We start from the raw sequence: 18190 nt of genomic DNA, 5'->3' as shown, positions 1-18190 counted from the left end.
ATAATCAATTTTCATTAATCATCATGAGTTCTACATCTAAATCAAGCACTTGGAAGCTGGTATTGCAGCTTATTGTGGCAGCGCTGTCTGCTATTGCTACAACTCTCGGAGTGACGAGTTGTATGGGAGTGAATCAGTACGTGTGACTAAACGGTTCAACGTAAAACAAAAAAGGGAGTGGCGCCAAGGTGTCGCTCTCTTTTCATTCCTATCTTTTGATAAGATAGGCTGCATCTCGGAAATAAAAATATAAGTTTCGCATGTGCTCAACTCTAAGAAGTTAAGGAAGTTAAGGAAGTTAAGGAAGTTAAGGAAGTTAAGGAAGTTAAGGAAGTTAAAGAAGTTAAAGAAGTTAAAGACAATAGTCTTTTCGCTTCCTTTCGGGAGTTTTCTGGGCTTTGACATACGTCTTTAACTTCCTTAACTTCTTTAACTTCTTTAACTTCCCTTTTCTGCGAAAGTTGAGTAAAAATAAAAGTTTTGGGACTTTTATTTTGCATTGTCTTCGATTTGCACTATCTTTGTACCCGAATTGTAGGCTTATCGTCGTCATGCAACAGACGAAAGCAGCACATTTGTATAATAGAAAGAAACCCATCATAACAGAAGAAATTTGGCATATAGGACAGTGGATAACCCTGTCCTATTTATTTTGATCATGGACAAAAGAAATAAGGACATACTCGACATTGCACTGCCTTCTATAGTCTCAAACATCACCGTCCCGCTGTTAGGACTCGTGGATATGGCCATAGTAGGACACATGGGCGACGCCTCGTATATAGGCGCAATAGCCGTGGGAAGCATGGTGTTTAACGTGATATACTGGATATTCGGATTCCTGCGCATGGCCACCAGCGGCATGACATCGCAGGCATTCGGACGTGGTGACAAAAGCGAGTCGGCTGACCTGCTGTCGAGGGCTCTCACCGTGGGAATAGGCATAGGACTCGTGTTTGTGGCGGCTCAGGTGCCCGTAGGATGGTTGGCAATGAAAGCCATGCAACCCACTGCCGACGTCTATTACCTCGCACAACGATATTTCTCAATATGTATATGGGGCGCGCCAGCCGTACTCGGACTATACAGCATGACGGGATGGTTTATAGGCATGCAAAACACACGCGTGCCTATGGTGGTGTCGATAATGCAGAACGTGGTGAACATCATGGCAAGCGTCGTCTTCGTCTATGTCTTAGGGATGAAGGTGGAAGGCGTGGCACTCGGCACTCTCACCGCACAATATGCCGGACTGGCCATGGCGATGGCGATGCTGAGAAGACGCTATAGAAGCATGCTACACGCCTATACGATAAAGGCTCTCGCCGACGGCAAGGCGATGATGCGGTTCTTCACCGTGAGCCGCGACATCTTCCTCCGCACGCTGTTTCTCGTGGCCGTAAACCTCTTCTTCACCTCGGCTGGGGCAAGCCAGGGAGCGGTGATACTCGCCGTGAACACGATGCTCTTCCAGCTCTTCACGCTCTACTCGTTTGTGATGGATGGCTTTGCCTATGCTGGCGAAGCCATAGGAGGCAGATACTACGGCGCAGGCGATGCCGCAGGACTAAAGGACACCGTCAGCCGTCTGTTCAAGTGGCAGCTCGTCATGACCATCGCCTACACACTGATTTATGCCGCCGGCAGCGGCACGTTTGTCTCGCTTCTTACCGACGAGGCAGCCGTCACAGCCGCCGCAAGCGACTATCTGCCATGGGCCGTAGCCATACCCTTTGCCGGCATGGGAGCGTTCTATTGGGACGGCCTTTACATTGGTCTCACCGCCACACGCGGCATGCTCGCTGCCACCTTCTCGGGAGCCACTGCCTTCTTCACTGTCTATCTCACGCTCTTCCCCGTATGGGGCAACCACGCTCTGTGGCTGTCGCTTGTGATGTATCTCGTGACACGTGGTGTGGTGCAGACGCTGATGTGGAAAAAGACATGTGGAAAACTATGTGGATAACCCTTGGGAAAACCCTGTTGATAACTTGTGCACGTTATCCACATATTCACATCAACCACTGTGAAAACTACCCTTTCGTGGTTATCCACAGCGTTATTATCAAGTTTTTAGTAAGATTTCCACAGATTTTTGACGAAAAAAGATATAAACTTATTAATTTTGCACCGAAAAAGGAAATTGTGGATAACTATCATAGTCTGCTAAAAGACAGAACTATAGTATAAACACTGGATGTGGATAGCATGTAGTCTAATGTTGACAACGAAATACGCAAGAAAATCGACGAAAAGTTTTTCACGTATTCACACCACATCATTCTACTCATTCCTTATTTTAAAAAAAAGAAAGAAAAAAATAATATAATGATAAGATGATGAAAGAAGAATGGAAAAAACAGGGATTCATCGACGAACCCGTAGCTGACGACATTGATCTCAAGAAAGAGATAAGAAAGATGTGTGGTGAGAAAAACGCCATCGTGCTGGCTCACTACTACACGCGTGGCGAAATACAAGAGGTGGCAGACTTCATCGGCGACTCGCTTGCTCTGGCACAGAAGGCTGCCGACACCGACGCGAAGATTATCGTGATGTGTGGCGTTCACTTCATGGCCGAGACGTGCAAGATACTTAGTCCCGACAAACTCGTCCTGGCGCCCGACCTCAATGCCGGCTGTTCGCTCGCCGACTCGTGCAAGGCCGACGACCTGAAGAAATATAAGGAGGAACATCCGGGATATAAGGTGGTGAGCTATGTGAACACCACAGCCGCCGTCAAGGCTCTCACCGACGTGGTGGTGACGAGTGGCAACGCGAAGAAGATTGTCGATGCTTTTCCCAAGGACGAGAAGATCATCTTCGGTCCTGACTACAACCTCGGCTCGTATATCAACAGCGTGACGGGACGCGACATGCTGCTGTGGAACGGCGGCTGCCATGTTCACGAGCGTTTCTCGGTGGCTGGGATTGCCAAGCTCAAGCAGGAGCATCCTGACGCCGTAGTACTGGCTCATCCCGAGTGTAAGGGTCCGGTATTAGCTGCCGCCGATGTGGTGGGTTCTACCGCCGTGCTGCTGAAATATGCCACAGAGCATCCCGAAAAGCAATATATAGTGGCTACAGAGGCTGGCATACTGCACGAGATGCAACGCGCTTGTCCCGACACAATGTTCTATCCCGTACCGCCAGAAGTGAGTGAAGGCGGAGCCGGATGCAGCTGCAACGAGTGCGACTACATGAAAATGAATACCCTGCTGAAGATCTACAACGCCTTGAAATATGAGTGGCCAAGCGTTGAGGTGGATGAGGATGTGGCTCGCGAGGCAGTGAAGCCTATTCAGAGGATGCTGGAGTTGAGCAAGTAATTTTTTTTACTCAAGTTTACTTTACCCTTCGGCCAGTGACCGTTGGTTCGGAAGTAATTTTGAACCACAGAGTTTAAGAGATTAAGAGTATTTATAGTAGGAAAGAGACTGAATGCCAAGGCATTTAGAGATCATAGAGGGCTGCGCATGATTTCATCTGCCCGAAGGCTCTGTGTTCTCCGTCGCTTGCGACCTACTCTATATAAACAAAAATCTCTTTTCCTCTTTATCTCTGTGGTTTAAATAAAACCCTTATACATTGGGAATTATCACTTCAGAACCAACGGTCACTGGCCGAAGGGTAAAGTAAAGTTGAGTTTTTTATCTATATGGGGAGTTCTGATGGAGAGTCTTAACTCCCCTTATTATTATTGCTAATAGTGTTGACAAAATGAAGATGATGGCGGAGTAAGCCGCGAATAGGGCGAGATGGGAATTAGTAGCGGCGGCGAGCGGACGACAGAGAAAGACGGCCACGCTATACGTGAGGGCTTGATAGAGATAGATATTATATCCTTCGGTGTTCCACAGGCTGAGCAGCTTGCTGTGTGGAACACTTATACGTCTGAATACCAACGATAAGAGTGAAAGGGCAGAAATGCCGTAACATAGAAATACATAGTCGGCAGGAAACTTGTGGTCTTGCATTGGCATGGCTATGCCCGAGAGGAAAAAGACGATGGTGACGATGGTCGATAAAGTGGCGACGACGATGAACATATTTCGCTTTATGCCCCGATAGAAACAATATCCACACATGTAGAAAAAACTGTATAACGGTATATTCTTCACCATGATGTCTCCTATGGGAAACTCTACGTAAGAAAGGCATATGATAACGAGAATATTACATACGAGAAAATGATATTTACCTATCAATGTCATTATCCTCTTATATACAGGCAGCAACAGGCTGACTATTAAATAGCATGATATGAACCAAGTGTGGCCATAGAAATTGATGTTGTCAGAGCCGCCAGTGGCAATGGTCTTAACTATATCGGCAGCGCTGAGCTTACGGAGATCGTAGTCTAAGGCGCAGTCGAAACACCAGGTACACACGGCCATCACCACGTAGAAGACGGCAAGAAAGGCATAATAAGGAACGAGAACACGTCTTACTCTATTGACGAAAAGAGCCGACATTTCCTTGAAGAGCGACATGCTACAGTCTTTCTTTAACGACTGCGACGCGCCGGCAATGAAGAAGATGGCGGGCATCTCGAAGAGAAGCAACGATCGCCACGGCTCATCAAATATCTTAATCCAATAGATAACATGGATGACACACACGATGTGTATCATTGTCAATGAGCGAAATATATCAAGGCGATGGTCTCTATTGGTGGTCATACGCTTATTACTAAATATGGGAAGTTAAGGTCTTATTATATCAATACTATCACCTTTGACAAGCAGCACTTGGCGGAAGCCTTCACGGACTATGCTGTCGGCATAATGCGAAATGGCAACGCTGTCTGAGGGCATGAAGATCTCGTTGTCGATAAATCTTGGACGGCCGTTAGAACCATAATGGCGTATGGCGGCGCCCCAACCGAAGGCATCGTAGGGAATGACGCAGAACGACGAGTATTTCTCTTCGTCACGGTCAATATACAGCACGCTGATGCTGTCGCAAGGAGTGATTCTTTTTAAGACAGATAGAGCCATCTGCCTGCCCGTCTCGCCCGACTGCCTTGAGAGTTCCACGTGATGCCAATCCACCACTACAGCACCTACTACAAACAAAGAGAACAGCACCACAGCGGCTTTCCGCCTTCGTTCTGCCACCATCTGATAAAGATAGCCTAACGCGATGCTGACGATGCCTAAGGCTGCATAGGAGTGCATTGAGGTGAACAGTGTGACAAGATGGGGCGAGGCGGCTGTGACGATGGTAAAGAGCAGCACGAGGAATGTCCTTGTCTTAATGGCCTTCCTACCTTGCCATAATATAAATATGTAGAACGGCACGAGCCACAAAGCTATGAATACTGCCATGGGAAAGTTTCTCATCGGCTTGTATGCCAACAAGCTATAATCGGTGACAACAAACGTGGCGGCAAAGAATTTTGTAATGTTTTTTACAATTCTGAAAACAGGGTTTTCGAGGTATTCGGCATTGATCTCCGCCACGTCGGTCTGCATCAGCGTCCTCATGGTGAAATATGCTATGATGATCAGGACAGGATAAAGCGTGTCGAGGGCGGCACGGCGAGGCGAGGCCTTGCCAAACGCCAATGCCATGAGTTGCGGCACAACGAAGAACACCATGCCGTTTTCCTTACACATAGTGGCTATAAGGGCAAACAACAGCCACAGATGCCGCCCACGACGCGAAGATAGATAAGCCGCTATTGCCATCATTCCCCACAGGTGGGAATAGGTCTGATTGAGCGAGTCGATGCCCAAGACGGTGCCTAAGACTGCCGGGGAGAGGAAGAAGAAAATGGTGGACACGTTGACTGCCTGCGACGCGAGACCTACACGTCGCGCTATGTGCCACACGAGAAACGTGTTGATGAGATGGCCGAGAAAGACCATTATATGGTTGAGCGCGGGAAAGAGGCTCTTGTCGAAACTCAATACATGTCCGAAGATGCAGTCGAACGGTCGCCAGTAGCTGTCGCGTGGTATGACGAGCGACGAAAGGCCTTCGCCAAAGTCGTGATAGGGATTGGTGAAGTATGACCAGTCGTCAAACGTGGGAAGGAGGCCTATGATCTGCCACAAGATGAACGGCGACAAGGCAAGGATGACGATGAGGACAGTGTATTGTTTCATGAAACTAATTGATAATGACTATCTTACATACTGTTCCCTTCTTGCCGTCGGCAGTGGCGGTGATGACGTTATACACGCCCGAAGCCACTCGGTTGCCCTTCTGGTCGCGTCCGTCCCAGGTGTATGTGCCGCCATTGCTTATGCCTGTGTTTACCAGTTGTCCCGAGGCGGTGGAGATATGTATGTGGGAATTCATTGATAGTCCCACGATGGTGATCAGGCCTGTGTAATGTGGTTCCACGGGATTGGGATAGGCATAGACATTGTCCTTGGTCATCTCGTCAAAGGCTTTCGACGAGTCGCTATGGTAAGAACATAGTCCCTTGTCGGTGCCGAAAAAGACGTTTCCCGTCTCTTCGTCGATAGATATAGAGACAACGTTGTCTGATATGAGCATGCTGTTGTCAGCGGTGAAGTGATGTATTTCCTCCATGTTGTCGCTGCTGATGAGATAGACGCCATTGCCTGATGTGCCTATCCATTTGCGGTTGGCTGAGTCGATGGCTATGCAGCCTATTGAAAGTCCGCCGAGGAGATAATCGGCAAAGTTTGTGCCGTCGTTTCTTGGCACTTTGATCTGTGTGAAGGTGATGTTGTCGGTATTGTCGTTGACACTTGCTGCAGTGACGCAGAACAGACCGACATCGGTGCCCACCCAGATGTTGCCTTCTTTGTCTTCGGCTATGGCAGGCATGTTGTAGTATTCATATACGGTATTGTCTTGATTGACTAACGTGGTATATACTTTTGTCATATTATTTCCTATGTCGTATTTCACCAGTGCCGGCATGGTCCAGTTGTTGTTTGTAAACCATAGCAGTCCGCGACTGTCAATCATCATCCCGTTCATCAGTGCCATAGAGAAGGGATGGCCTTTGGTCATGAGGTTTTGGTGAGTGAAGGCTTTTATATCGCCGCCTGCCGGCATATAGCAGATGGTGGGCTGCTTGCCGTAGCTGTTGGCTATCCATAGCGTGCCGCTGTTGTCGTAGGTGAGCGAGGTAACCTCGGTATAGTCTTTCTTTAATTCTTCGCTATTTCCTGCTTTGTCTTCTATTGGCTGTGCGGTCTGCAGTATGCTGTTGTGTCTGTTGTATTCTTTTACGAAGGCAAAGTCGCGATATTCGTATAGTCCAGTCTGGCATCCCACAAACACGTGGTTTTCGTCTCTTGGGTCGATGTCAAGACACATTGCGTTGACAAACTTATGTCCGGTTTTCTCGGCTATGGTCTCTGTTTCAAACGATTTCCACTCGTCGTTGTCAAACACGCAGATGGTGGGCGTCGTCTCTTTGCTGAGATATCCACTCGTGATGTATAGCTTGCCGTTATGCCATAGTGTGTTTTTCAGGTTGTTGTTTTCCGGTCCGCCCGGTTTTAGTGTCTTGACGAGTTCAATGTTTTCGTTCCATGCCGTGAGGTCTTCGCTAAACGAGATGCCCGGCCATGAGGTTGTCAGTTGCCAGTTTGACTTGTCGAGCGGGTTTGATGTCTTCGCACATTTATATACGTTGCCGTTTGTGGAGTAGAGATATAGGTCGGTGGAGCCTTCGCGTATGGCTCGTGCGCCGAAGTCGAGCATGTACGACTCTGCTATCTCAACCTTTGCCACGTTGAGTTTCACGCCGCCGAAATTGGTGGCAAGATAGGCATATTCGCCGGTGTTGTAGATGCTGTTGACGGTCTTGTCGGCGGTCATCGACTTATTGTAGAGGTCGGCCATGTTGACGATGTTGCCTTGGAGGTCGATGAGGTCGATGTTTGAGTTGTCATACACCACGACGAGCCGTTTGGCTTGCTGGTTCCAGGCGATGTGTGTGACGACGACGTCGCTCATGCCCGTGGTCTTGTCGAAGGTCTGTATGCTTTGGTCGTTTTTGTTGTATAGATAGATGGAGTTAGACGCACGCACAAACAGACAGTTGCCCGTGGCTTCTATCTGTTGTGGTTCGTTGTAAGACATGTATATCTTCCAGTCGCCTATAGCTGCTTGAGCTAATGTGCTGACAATGAGTAATATAAATGATACGAATATTTTCTTCATATTTCAATGGTCGAAGAGCGGTCAACGTTTTTTAATAAAACACCTCGTCAACTTTATCAAGATACTCGCCGAGCTTTTTCACGGCACGTGCGCGGTGGCTGATAGTGTTTTTGATGTCGTTGCCAAGTTCGGCGAAGGTCTTGTCGTAACCTGTGGGTTGGAAGATAGGGTCGTAGCCGAAGCCCTCCCCTCCCCTACGCTCGCTGATAATCTCGCCTTCCACGATGCCGTCAAAGAGTACGGGAGCAGGATCAGAGAAGTCTTTCATCACGAGGGCGATGACGGTGCGGAAACGTGCCTTGCGGTTGTCTTTTCCCTCCAGCTCCTTCAGCAGTGTCGTCATGTTAGCCTCTGAGTCGTGGCTCTTGGCGTTAGGATCTTTGATGGAAGCATAGCGTGCGCTGAACGTGCCTGGCTCACCGTCGAGAGCTTCCACCTCGAGACCTGTATCGTCGGCAAACACATTGCATTGGTATCTCTCATAGACGTATTTTGCTTTCATCAGGGCGTTTTCCTCCAGTGTGCGGCCTGTCTCGGGAATATCGTCGAAACACTCGATGTCGGCGAGCGACAACACCTTACACTCCTTGCCGAGGATTCTTCTCACCTCGTCGAGCTTATGCTTGTTGTTTGTAGCGAATACTATTCTCATTTTTTTTTATCCTTTTTTCTTTTTTACTTTTACTTTTATCTGATCGAATCCCTCGCCATAGACACCGATGACCGAGCTCTGGCTAACGAAGGCGTTGGGGTCGATGGTCTTTATGAGACGGAATATGTGTAGGCTCTCGCGCTTCTTTGCCAACAGGCAGATGACCTTTGTGGGCTTGCCTGTCCAATAGCCGTGGCCGTCGAGGATGGTCATCGTATGGTCGGTGGAGGTGGCTATGGCATGGGCTATCTCCTGATATTTCTTAGAGAAGATGAGAAACTGCACCGACTGTCGTTGCCAATACATCACATAGTCGAGCATGAGACATTCGATCACCATTGTGCAAAGACCGAACACCACCATCTGACAGCGGTTCTGGATGGGACCGAAGCTGCTGATGAACATCGAACTGCCGATGATACACACGTCGATGATGATCAGTGCCTTGCCAAGCGAGATGTTGTGATACTTGTTTATCACTGCCGCCACAATATCAGTGCCACCAGTGCTGCCGTTGTTGAGAAACACGATGGCAAGAGCTGTACCGGTGATCATACATCCCAACACGAGCGACATGAAGTCGTTGCCTTCGCCAAGGAGCTTGTAGAAATGTCCGTCAGGCTGAACGACAATGCCTTGCGCAATCTCAAGGAAAAACGTAAGGGCAAAGGTGGCATATATTGTCTTGGTAAGGAATTTCCATCCGAGTATCTTCAATGCGGCAATGATGAGGATGGCATTGATGATGAAAAACGTGTATTGCACAGGAAACTTTGTGGCATAGAAGACGATGGCTCCTACACCCGAAATGCCTCCAGTGACAATCTCATAGGGAAGCAAGAACACGGTGAATCCAAACGTGTACAGCATCAAGCCAAGCGTGATGTTGACGTAATCCCTTATTTCGTATAGTAATTCCTGGCGAGTCATTCTTTATTTAGTTGACAAGTAAACGAGTTGACGAGTTGTTACCGCATTTGCAAATAACTTGTTAACTCGTCAACTTGTTTATTCGTCAAATGAAATCAACTATTTAATAACGATATTTACAATCTTTTTTGGCACGATGATCACCTTCACCACCTTCTTGTCGCCAATATACTTGGCTGACTTCTCGTCGGCGAGAACGGCATCCTCGATGGTCTTGTTGTCGGCGTCGGCGGCAAACTGCATCTGGAAACGGGCTTTGCCGTTGAACGAGACAGTGAGCTGCATCTGACTCTCAACAAGATATGCCTCGTTGCATACAGGCCACTCGGCATCGCATACACTGCCATCACAGCCCAACGCATGCCACAGTTCCTCGGCAATATGAGGGGCAAATGGAGCAATGAGGACGACAAGGTCGCACAGAAGCGACTTGTTGCGGCACTTCAGTTGTGACAGTTCGCTAACACAGATCATAAACGCCGAGATGCTGGTGTTGTATGAGAAGGTCTCAATGTCGTGTGTCACCTTCTTTATCAACTTGTGGACGCTCTTCAGCTGCTCTGACGTAGCCGGTTCGTCGTTGGGCAGGAACTCGTCGTTGCGGCTGTAGTAAAGTCCCCACAACTTCTTGAGGAAACGATGGCAACCGTCTATGCCGTTGGTGTCCCATGGCTTTGACTGCTCCACCGGACCGAGGAACATCTCGTAGAGACGCAGCGTGTCGGCACCATATTTCTCAACTATCATGTCGGGGTTGACCACGTTGAACATCGACTTCGACATTTTTTCTATCGCCCATCCGCAGATATACTTTCCATCCTCGAGGATAAACTCTGCGTTGGCATACTCAGGACGCCATGCCTTGAAGGCGTCGAGGTCGAGCTGGTCGTTGCTTACAATGTTGACATCCACGTGGATTGGAGTTACCTCGTACTGGTCTTTCAGGCCGAGCGACACAAACGTTGGATGATCGGCATTCTCATCGTTGATGCGGTAAACGAAATTGCTTCGACCCTGAATCATGCCTTGGTTGACGAGCTTCTCAAACGGCTCGTCGCTGCAAGAGTAACCGCTGTCGAAGAGGAACTTGTTCCAGAAACGGGAATAGATGAGGTGGCCGGTAGCATGCTCCGTACCGCCTACGTAAAGGTCAACGCTCTTCCAATATTCGTCAGCCTCCTTGCCGACAAGTGCCTTGTCGTTGTGCGGATCCATATAGCGGAGATAGTAAGCCGAAGAACCAGCAAAGCCCGGCATGGTGTTGAGCTCGAGAGGGAAGACGGTCTTGTTGTCGATGAGCGACTTGTCAACAACCTCTTCTTTCACAGTGTCCCATGCCCATGTCTTTGCGCGGCCCAATGGCGGTTCGCCTGTCTCAGTAGGCTTGTATTCGTCTATCTCAGGCAGCAACAGCGGCAGCTTCTCCTTTGGTATCATATACGGCATCTCGTCCTTGTAATATACAGGGAACGGCTCGCCCCAATATCTCTGACGCGAGAAGATGGCGTCGCGCAGACGATAGTTCACCTTCACACGTCCGAGGTTGTTGTCGGTGACAAACTTCTTCGTGGCAGCAATGGCTTCCTTCACGGTGAGACCGTTGAGAGAGAAACCGCCAAGAGTCTCTACCCCACTCTTCGGCGAGTTTTCGACAATGCCTTCTTTCGCGTCGAAGCTCTGCTCGCTGACGTCGGCACCTTGGATGAGAGGGATGATGGGCAAATTGAAATGCTTGGCAAAGGCGTAGTCGCGCGAGTCGTGGGCAGGAACAGCCATGATGGCGCCGGTGCCGTAGCCTGCAAGTACGTATTCCGAAATCCAGATTGGAATAGCATCGCCTGTAAATGGATTGACGGCATAAGAACCAGAGAACACACCTGTGACACGGTGATCGCTGATGCGGTCGCGCTCGGTGCGCTTCTTGACATAAGAGATATACTCGTCAACGGAGGCACGCTGGTCGGAGGTGGTCAATTCATCCACGAGTTCGCTCTCGGGAGCAAGAACCATGAATGTCACGCCGAAAATAGTGTCGGCACGTGTGGTAAATATAGTGAAATGCTTATCGCTGTCCTTCACCTTGAACTCCATCTCTGTTCCCTCAGAACGACCAATCCAGTTGCGCTGAGTCTCCTTGAGCGAGTCGGTCCAGTCGATGGTCTCCAGTCCGTCGAGCAGACGCTGGGCGTATGCCGACACACGCAAGCACCACTGGCGCATCTTCTGCTGAACCACAGGATAGCCGCCACGCACGCTGACGCCATCGACAACCTCGTCGTTGGCAAGCACAGTGCCGAGTTTCGGACACCAGTTCACCATCGTCTCGCCAAGATATGCTATACGGTAGTTCATCAGCACCTCTTGCTTCTTCTTCTCCGAGAACGACTTCCACTCGTCGGCGGTGAAGTGAAGCTCTTCTGAGCAGGCAGCGGAGATATTCTCCGTTCCCATAAGATCAAAATGCTCGATGAGCTTGATGATAGGCTGAGCCTTCTGGGAGGCAAGGCTGTAATATGACTTAAACATGCGGATGAATGCCCATTGGGTCCACTTGTAGTAATCAGGCGAACAGGTGCGCACCTCGCGGTCCCAATCGAACGAGAATCCTATCTTGTCGAGCTGCTCACGATAGTGGTTGATATTTGCCACTGTCGTAATCTCAGGATGCTGGCCAGTCTGAATAGCATACTGCTCTGCCGGCAATCCATAAGCGTCATAACCCATAGGGTTAAGCACGTTGTATCCACACAGACGCTTGTAGCGGGCATAGATGTCGCTGGCGATATAACCGAGCGGATGGCCAACATGCAGTCCCGCTCCCGAGGGATAAGGGAACATATTGAGTACGTAGAACTTCTTGCGTTTCGGGTCTTCAGTGACTTTGTAGGTCTTCTCCTCAACCCATTTCTCACGCCACTTCTTTTCGATTTCTCTAAAGTTGTATTCCATTTTATTTTTGTTTTTTATGATTCATAAAAGTATATACTGAGTGCAAAGTTACAACTTATTCTTTATATAATAGGTATATAAATTAGAGTTTTTTTCTTTTTTACCACTTTTTGTTTTGTTTTTCCGCAAACAATGAGTAATTTTGCACCTCAAAGCAATTTTTTCATGGTTTATGGCTAAAAAAGATAATGAACTAACGCCGATGATGAAGCAGTTTTTCGACCTCAAGGCGAAACACCCCGACGCGGTACTGCTGTTTCGTTGCGGCGACTTCTACGAGACTTACTGCGAAGACGCCATCGTGGCTTCGAAGATTCTCGGCATAACTCTTACAAAACGTAATAACGGCGCTTCGGCAGGGTCGGAAATGGCAGGATTCCCTCATCATGCCCTCGACACTTATTTGCCTAAACTCGTCAGGGCGGGAAGAAGAGTGGCGATATGCGACCAACTCGAAGACCCGAAACTCACAAAGAAACTCGTCAAGCGTGGCATAACAGAACTTGTCACGCCAGGAGTGGCCATGAACGATACTGTGCTCAACTACAAAGAGAACAACTTCCTTGCTGCCGTACATTTCGACCGCAGCGACAAAAAACTCATCGGCGTCTCGTTTCTCGACATCTCGACAGGTGAGTTTCTCACGGGTGAAGGTACGCCCGACTATGTAGAGAAACTGCTCACCAACCTCGAACCAAGAGAGGTGCTTGTCAACAGAGTGAAGAAGAATGACTTCGAAAACTTGTTCGGACAGAAATACCTTACTTACGAACTCGAGGAATGGGTCTTCACCGAACTTACTGCTCTCGGAAAGTTGTTGTCGCATTTTAATGTGAAAAACCTTAAGGGATTCGGTATCGACCAACTGAAAAACGGCATCATCTCGGCTGGAGCTATTCTCCATTATCTCGAGATGACACAACACACAAACATCTCACACATCACTTCCATCTCGAGAATAGAAGAGGAGAAATATGTAAGACTCGACAAGTTTACAATAAGAAGCCTCGAACTCGTACAGACCCTGCAAGAGGACGGCACATCGCTGCTCGACGTCATCGACCAGACTACAACTCCCATGGGTGGAAGAATGTTGAGACGGTGGATAGTGTTCCCCCTGAGAAACGAAAACCAAATCAACGACAGACTCGATATCGTAGGATATTTCTCACAAGAACAGGAGTTCAGACAACTCATCGACGAACAGCTTCGCAGAATAGGAGACCTGGAACGTATCATCTCGAGAGTGGCCGTGGGACGAGTGTCGCCAAGGGAAATGGTTCAGCTGAAAACGGCTCTCGAAGCCATACAACCTATAAAAACGGCTTGCCTCTATGCAAAAAACGACGCTCTGAAAAGAGTCGGGGAAAGACTTAACCTCTGCGAGTCGATGAGAGAGAGAATAGCTCACGAAATAGAACCCGAAGCTCCACAACTCGTAAACAAGGGCGGAGTGATACGCGACGGAGTGAATGAAGAGCTCGACAGACTCAGACAGGTGGCTTATCACGGCAAAGACTATCTGATGAAAATTCAGGAACGTGAACAACAGGAAACGGGCATACAGTCGCTCAAAATAGGATACAACAACGTGTTTGGATATTACCTCGAAGTGAGAAACACTTACAAGGATCTCGTGCCCGACACGTGGATAAGAAAGCAGACCTTGGCTCAGGCTGAGAGATATATCACTCAGGAACTGAAAGAATACGAGGAGACTATACTCGGCGCAGAGGAGAAGATATTGTCAATAGAGATGAAACTGTTTAACGACCTCGTCGTGGCCATGCAGGAGTTTATCCCGCAGATTCAGATAAACGCCAACATGATTGCCAATATCGACTGTCTGCTTTCGTTTGCGAAATGTGCAGAGATTCATCACTATGTACGACCGCATATCGACTCCTCTGACGTCATCGACATCCATCAGGGAAGGCATCCGGTGATAGAGACTCAGCTGCCTCTCGGCGAACAGTATGTGCCGAACGATATCTACCTCGACTCTCAGAGTCAGCAGATTATCATCATCACGGGTCCGAACATGGCAGGTAAGTCGGCACTGCTCAGACAGACTGCTCTCATCGTGCTCATGGCGCAAGTGGGCAGCTTCGTGCCTGCCGAAAATGCCAGAATAGGATTGGTTGACAAGATATTCACCCGCGTGGGAGCAAGCGACAATATCTCGCTCGGCGAATCAACCTTTATGGTTGAGATGACCGAGGCGTCGAACATTCTTAATAATGTTACCACAAAGTCGCTCGTGCTCTTCGACGAACTGGGAAGGGGAACGTCAACATACGACGGCATCTCCATCGCATGGGCTATCGTCGAATATCTGCACGAGAACGAGAAGGCAAGAGCACGCACCCTCTTCGCCACTCACTATCACGAACTGAACGAGATGGAGAAGCATTTCAAGAGAATAAAGAACTTTAACGTCAGCGTGAAAGAGGTGAACAAAAAAGTCATATTCCTCAGAAAACTCATGGAAGGCGGCAGCGAACATTCCTTCGGTATCCATGTGGCTGCCATCGCCGGTATGCCGAGAAGTATCATCAAACAGGCTAAGACGATCCTCAAACAACTCGAAGAGGAGAGCGCCGGGGTGGGAGGATATGGCCGACCGAATATCAACAGGCAAAAGACGGTGGACGGAATACAACTTAGCTTCTTCCAACTCGACGACCCGGTGTTGTGTCAGATACGTGACGAGATACGCGACCTCGACATCGACAACCTCACTCCTGTTGAAGCTCTTAATAAACTTAATGAAATTAAACGTATTTTGAATTAATGCATTCTCATTATAAAGACTTGATTTGTCTTGGCACGCCCATTGTAATAGGACAGATAGGAAACCTCGTGCTTAATTTTGCTGACACACTGATGATTGGCCACCACTCTACCGTGGAATTGGCAGCAGCCAGTTTTGTCAACAACACGTTTGTGCTCGTGCTCCTCTTTGCCATGGGATTCAATTTCGCCTTGACTCCCGTCATAGGACCTTTCATAGGTAGAAACGAGAAAGATAAGGCTGGAGCCGTGATGCGTTCTGCTCTGTTTGCGAATATCATGCTCATATGTATGCTCACCACCTTTGCCGTGGCTTTCTATTTCGCCTTGCCCTTTTTCGGTCAGCCTGAAGAGCTGATGCCTTTCATGAGACCTTATCTCTTGGTCAACATCTGCTCTATTCCTTTCATGGTGTTGGGATGTCAGATGAAGCAGTTCTTCGATACCATCGGACGTACACGAATATCTATGTGGGTGCTCGTGTCGAGTAATGTACTTAATATAATAGGTAATTATATATTTATATACGGACATTGTGGAATGCCTGAAATGGGACTTACCGGTGCTGGTCTGTCCACTGCCCTGTCACGCGTGCTAATATGTCTCTCCTTCTGCCTCATTTTCTTCCTAAAAAAGGAGTTTGCCGTATATAAAAAGGGATTTGTCATGGCATCAAAAGATGCTGTTAAAAGCAATTTCAAACATCTCAACGGCCTTGGATGGACCTCTGCACTTCAAGCTACTGTAGAGTGTGGGGCGTTCTCGCTCGTGGCTATCTTCGTGGGATGGATCGGTACAAAACCGCTTGCTGCACATCAGGTGATGATCACTATGTCGATGTTTTTCTATAACATTTATCTTGGCATTGCGACAGCTATCAGCATACGAGTAAGTCATTTTGTGGGTATTCACGAGACAAAGTCTATCGTGGAGGTTACAAAGTCGGGATTCTTCATCATCATCACTATGGCTGTGTGTATGATTATTCCTGTCTTTCTGCTTAGACACATGGTGGGCTCGATGTTCACTGCCGACGAAGAGGTGTGCCGACTCGTCGCTATTACTATCATTCCACTGATATTGTACCAGATAAGCGACGCCTTCCAGTGCTGCCTTGCTAACGCCTTACGTGGACTGGGCGAGATGAGAAGCATGATGTGGGCGGCTTTCGTGGCGTATTTCATCGTCTCACTGCCGCTCAGTTGGATTTTGGGTAATTTCCTCGGATTTGGACTCGTGGGCACGTGGTTGGCTTTCCCCGTTTGCCTCACAGTGGCTGGTATATTATACTATATAATCTTCAAAAGGGCACTGGCTCGTTTTTCAGATACGTATCATGCTTAATTTTTAGAGATGTATCATTCATAATTTTTAGAGATGTATCATGTATAAAGTATAGGAGGAAGATTATTATGATAAAGGACGAATTGAAGCGTTTTATCGTTGTTGGAGTGATAGCCACTGCCATCCATTACGTGGTCTATTATCTCTTGCAGATGCTTGCCAAGGGCAGTCTCATGCTGAGTATGGCTTATACGGTGGGATATGTGGTGAGTCTGATTTGCAACTTCTATCTCACCACTTACTTCACCTTCCGTTCGAAGGCTTCGGTAAAGAAAGTGGCTGGGTTTGGATTCAGTCATATTGTCAACTACTTGTTACACATAGCGCTCCTCAATCTGTTTATGGCTTTTGGCGTCCACCGCTTGTTGGCTCCTGTATTGGTTTATGCAATAGCAGTGCCTACAAACTTCACAATTCTTCATTTCGTGTATAAAAAGAAGTGAAACGCGAGAAAGCTCTTTCTTGAAAAAAATAATGAAGCGGAAAACGTCTCTCTCTTCATCCAAGAGTGATGTTCTTCACATCTACGTGTTCATGAAGGAACAGTTGTGCAGACTCCCTGAATTTGTCGGGATTCTCGGTTGTGAGGTATTCTACATGTCCGCCTTGAGTGCATTTGCTCTCTATCTCAGGATGACGTGAAAGGTAGTTCTTAAGACTTTCTGCCACGTATTCTCCTTGTGAGACAATACGGATGCCTGGATTCACATATTTCACTATCTTCGGCAAAAGAAGGGGATAATGGGTACAACCAAGTATGATGGCGTCTATCTCGCTGTCAAGACGCATCAGCTGGTCGATTCTTTTCTTTACAAAATAATCTGCTCCAGGACTGTCGGCTTCGTTATACTCAACCAATGGTACCCAAAAGGGACATGCCACACCTGACACCTTTATGTCGGGATAGAGCTTTTGTATCTCCAATGTGTAACTCTCGCTCTTTATCGTTCCTTCGGTGGCCAGAATGCCTACATGACGCGTCGATGTAAGCTTTCCTATTACTTCCGTTGTAGGACGGATGATGCCGAGCACGCGTCTTGAAGGATCTATTGTCGGCAGGTCAACTTGTTGGATGGTACGTAGTGCCTTTGCTGAGGCAGTATTACAACCGAGAATCACCAGATGACATCCCATCTCGAAAAGGCGTGTCACTGCTTGGCGCGTGAACTCATAGACTACGTCAAACGATCGTGGTCCGTATGGCGCACGCGCATTGTCGCCGAGATACATATAATCGTATTCCGGCAGAAGGTTACGGACTCCATGAAGGATGGTAAGGCCTCCATAGCCAGAGTCGAAGATGCCGATAGGACCGGCCTTGTCTGGCAGTGTTATCATTCTATTTCAGTTTACTCCAAATAACTA

At 48.1% G+C, this 18190-nt stretch carries 13 protein-coding genes; 6 read left to right on the top strand and 7 right to left on the bottom strand.

The window, feature by feature from the left end:
- Positions 1-23: 23 nt before the first annotated feature.
- From CIK99_RS15455 to nadA, 3 genes are all read left to right on the top strand, one after another.
- Complete coding sequence (locus CIK99_RS15455; protein ID WP_158215874.1) at positions 24-146, top strand: smalltalk protein; 123 nt, start codon at positions 24-26, stop codon at positions 144-146.
- Between the two features lie 512 nt (positions 147-658).
- On the top strand, positions 659-1966 hold the full coding sequence (locus tag CIK99_RS12580) for an MATE family efflux transporter (RefSeq protein WP_094381839.1): 1308 nt from the start codon (positions 659-661) through the stop codon (positions 1964-1966).
- 370 nt (positions 1967-2336) lie between these two features.
- Positions 2337-3329 carry a quinolinate synthase NadA gene (gene nadA, locus CIK99_RS12575; protein WP_094381838.1) on the top strand — a complete coding sequence of 331 codons (993 nt, stop codon included), beginning with the start codon at positions 2337-2339 and terminating at the stop codon, positions 3327-3329.
- A 321-nt stretch (positions 3330-3650) separates the two neighbouring features.
- Here the strand turns inward: nadA and CIK99_RS12570 are convergent, their stop codons facing one another.
- The 6 genes from CIK99_RS12570 to leuS all read right to left on the bottom strand — a co-directional run bounded on the left by CIK99_RS12570 (position 3651) and on the right by leuS (position 12688).
- On the bottom strand, positions 3651-4682 hold the full coding sequence (locus CIK99_RS12570; protein ID WP_094381837.1) for an acyltransferase family protein: 1032 nt from the start codon (positions 4680-4682) through the stop codon (positions 3651-3653).
- A 24-nt stretch (positions 4683-4706) separates the two neighbouring features.
- Positions 4707-6113, bottom strand: a complete 1407-nt coding sequence (locus tag CIK99_RS12565) for a hypothetical protein (protein ID WP_094381836.1) — start codon at positions 6111-6113, stop codon at positions 4707-4709.
- Between the two features lie 4 nt (positions 6114-6117).
- Complete coding sequence (locus CIK99_RS12560; RefSeq protein ID WP_094381835.1) at positions 6118-8157, bottom strand: two-component regulator propeller domain-containing protein; 2040 nt, start codon at positions 8155-8157, stop codon at positions 6118-6120.
- 31 nt (positions 8158-8188) lie between these two features.
- Positions 8189-8809 carry a non-canonical purine NTP diphosphatase gene (locus tag CIK99_RS12555; RefSeq protein WP_094381834.1) on the bottom strand — a complete coding sequence of 207 codons (621 nt, stop codon included), beginning with the start codon at positions 8807-8809 and terminating at the stop codon, positions 8189-8191.
- 6 nt (positions 8810-8815) lie between these two features.
- Positions 8816-9739 (bottom strand): YitT family protein, encoded by a 924-nt coding sequence (locus CIK99_RS12550; RefSeq protein ID WP_094381833.1) that lies wholly within the window; start codon positions 9737-9739, stop codon positions 8816-8818.
- Positions 9740-9838: 99 nt separating this feature from the next.
- Positions 9839-12688, bottom strand: a complete 2850-nt coding sequence (gene leuS / locus CIK99_RS12545) for a leucine--tRNA ligase (RefSeq protein WP_094381832.1) — start codon at positions 12686-12688, stop codon at positions 9839-9841.
- A gap of 172 nt (positions 12689-12860) precedes the next feature.
- Between leuS and mutS the strand changes: the two genes are divergently transcribed.
- From mutS to CIK99_RS12530, 3 genes are all read left to right on the top strand, one after another.
- Positions 12861-15482 (top strand): DNA mismatch repair protein MutS, encoded by a 2622-nt coding sequence (gene mutS, locus CIK99_RS12540; RefSeq protein ID WP_094381831.1) that lies wholly within the window; start codon positions 12861-12863, stop codon positions 15480-15482.
- Positions 15482-16825: an MATE family efflux transporter gene (locus tag CIK99_RS12535; protein ID WP_094381830.1), complete on the top strand. Its 1344-nt coding sequence runs from the start codon at positions 15482-15484 to the stop codon at positions 16823-16825. The genes mutS and CIK99_RS12535 overlap by 1 nt, the downstream gene beginning before the upstream one ends.
- 68 nt (positions 16826-16893) lie before the next feature.
- Entirely contained in the window at positions 16894-17268 is a 375-nt protein-coding gene (locus CIK99_RS12530) for a GtrA family protein (protein ID WP_094381829.1), read from the top strand.
- Between the two features lie 55 nt (positions 17269-17323).
- On the opposite strand, the gene murI is transcribed toward CIK99_RS12530, so the two are convergent.
- Positions 17324-18163 (bottom strand): glutamate racemase, encoded by an 840-nt coding sequence (gene murI / locus CIK99_RS12525; RefSeq protein WP_094381828.1) that lies wholly within the window; start codon positions 18161-18163, stop codon positions 17324-17326.
- Between the last annotated feature and the right edge of the window lie 27 nt (positions 18164-18190).

Source organism: Prevotella sp. P5-92 (assembly GCF_002251245.1).
In the GTDB taxonomy this organism is placed as follows: domain Bacteria; phylum Bacteroidota; class Bacteroidia; order Bacteroidales; family Bacteroidaceae; genus Prevotella.
This window is presented reverse-complemented; position numbering and strand designations above follow the sequence as displayed.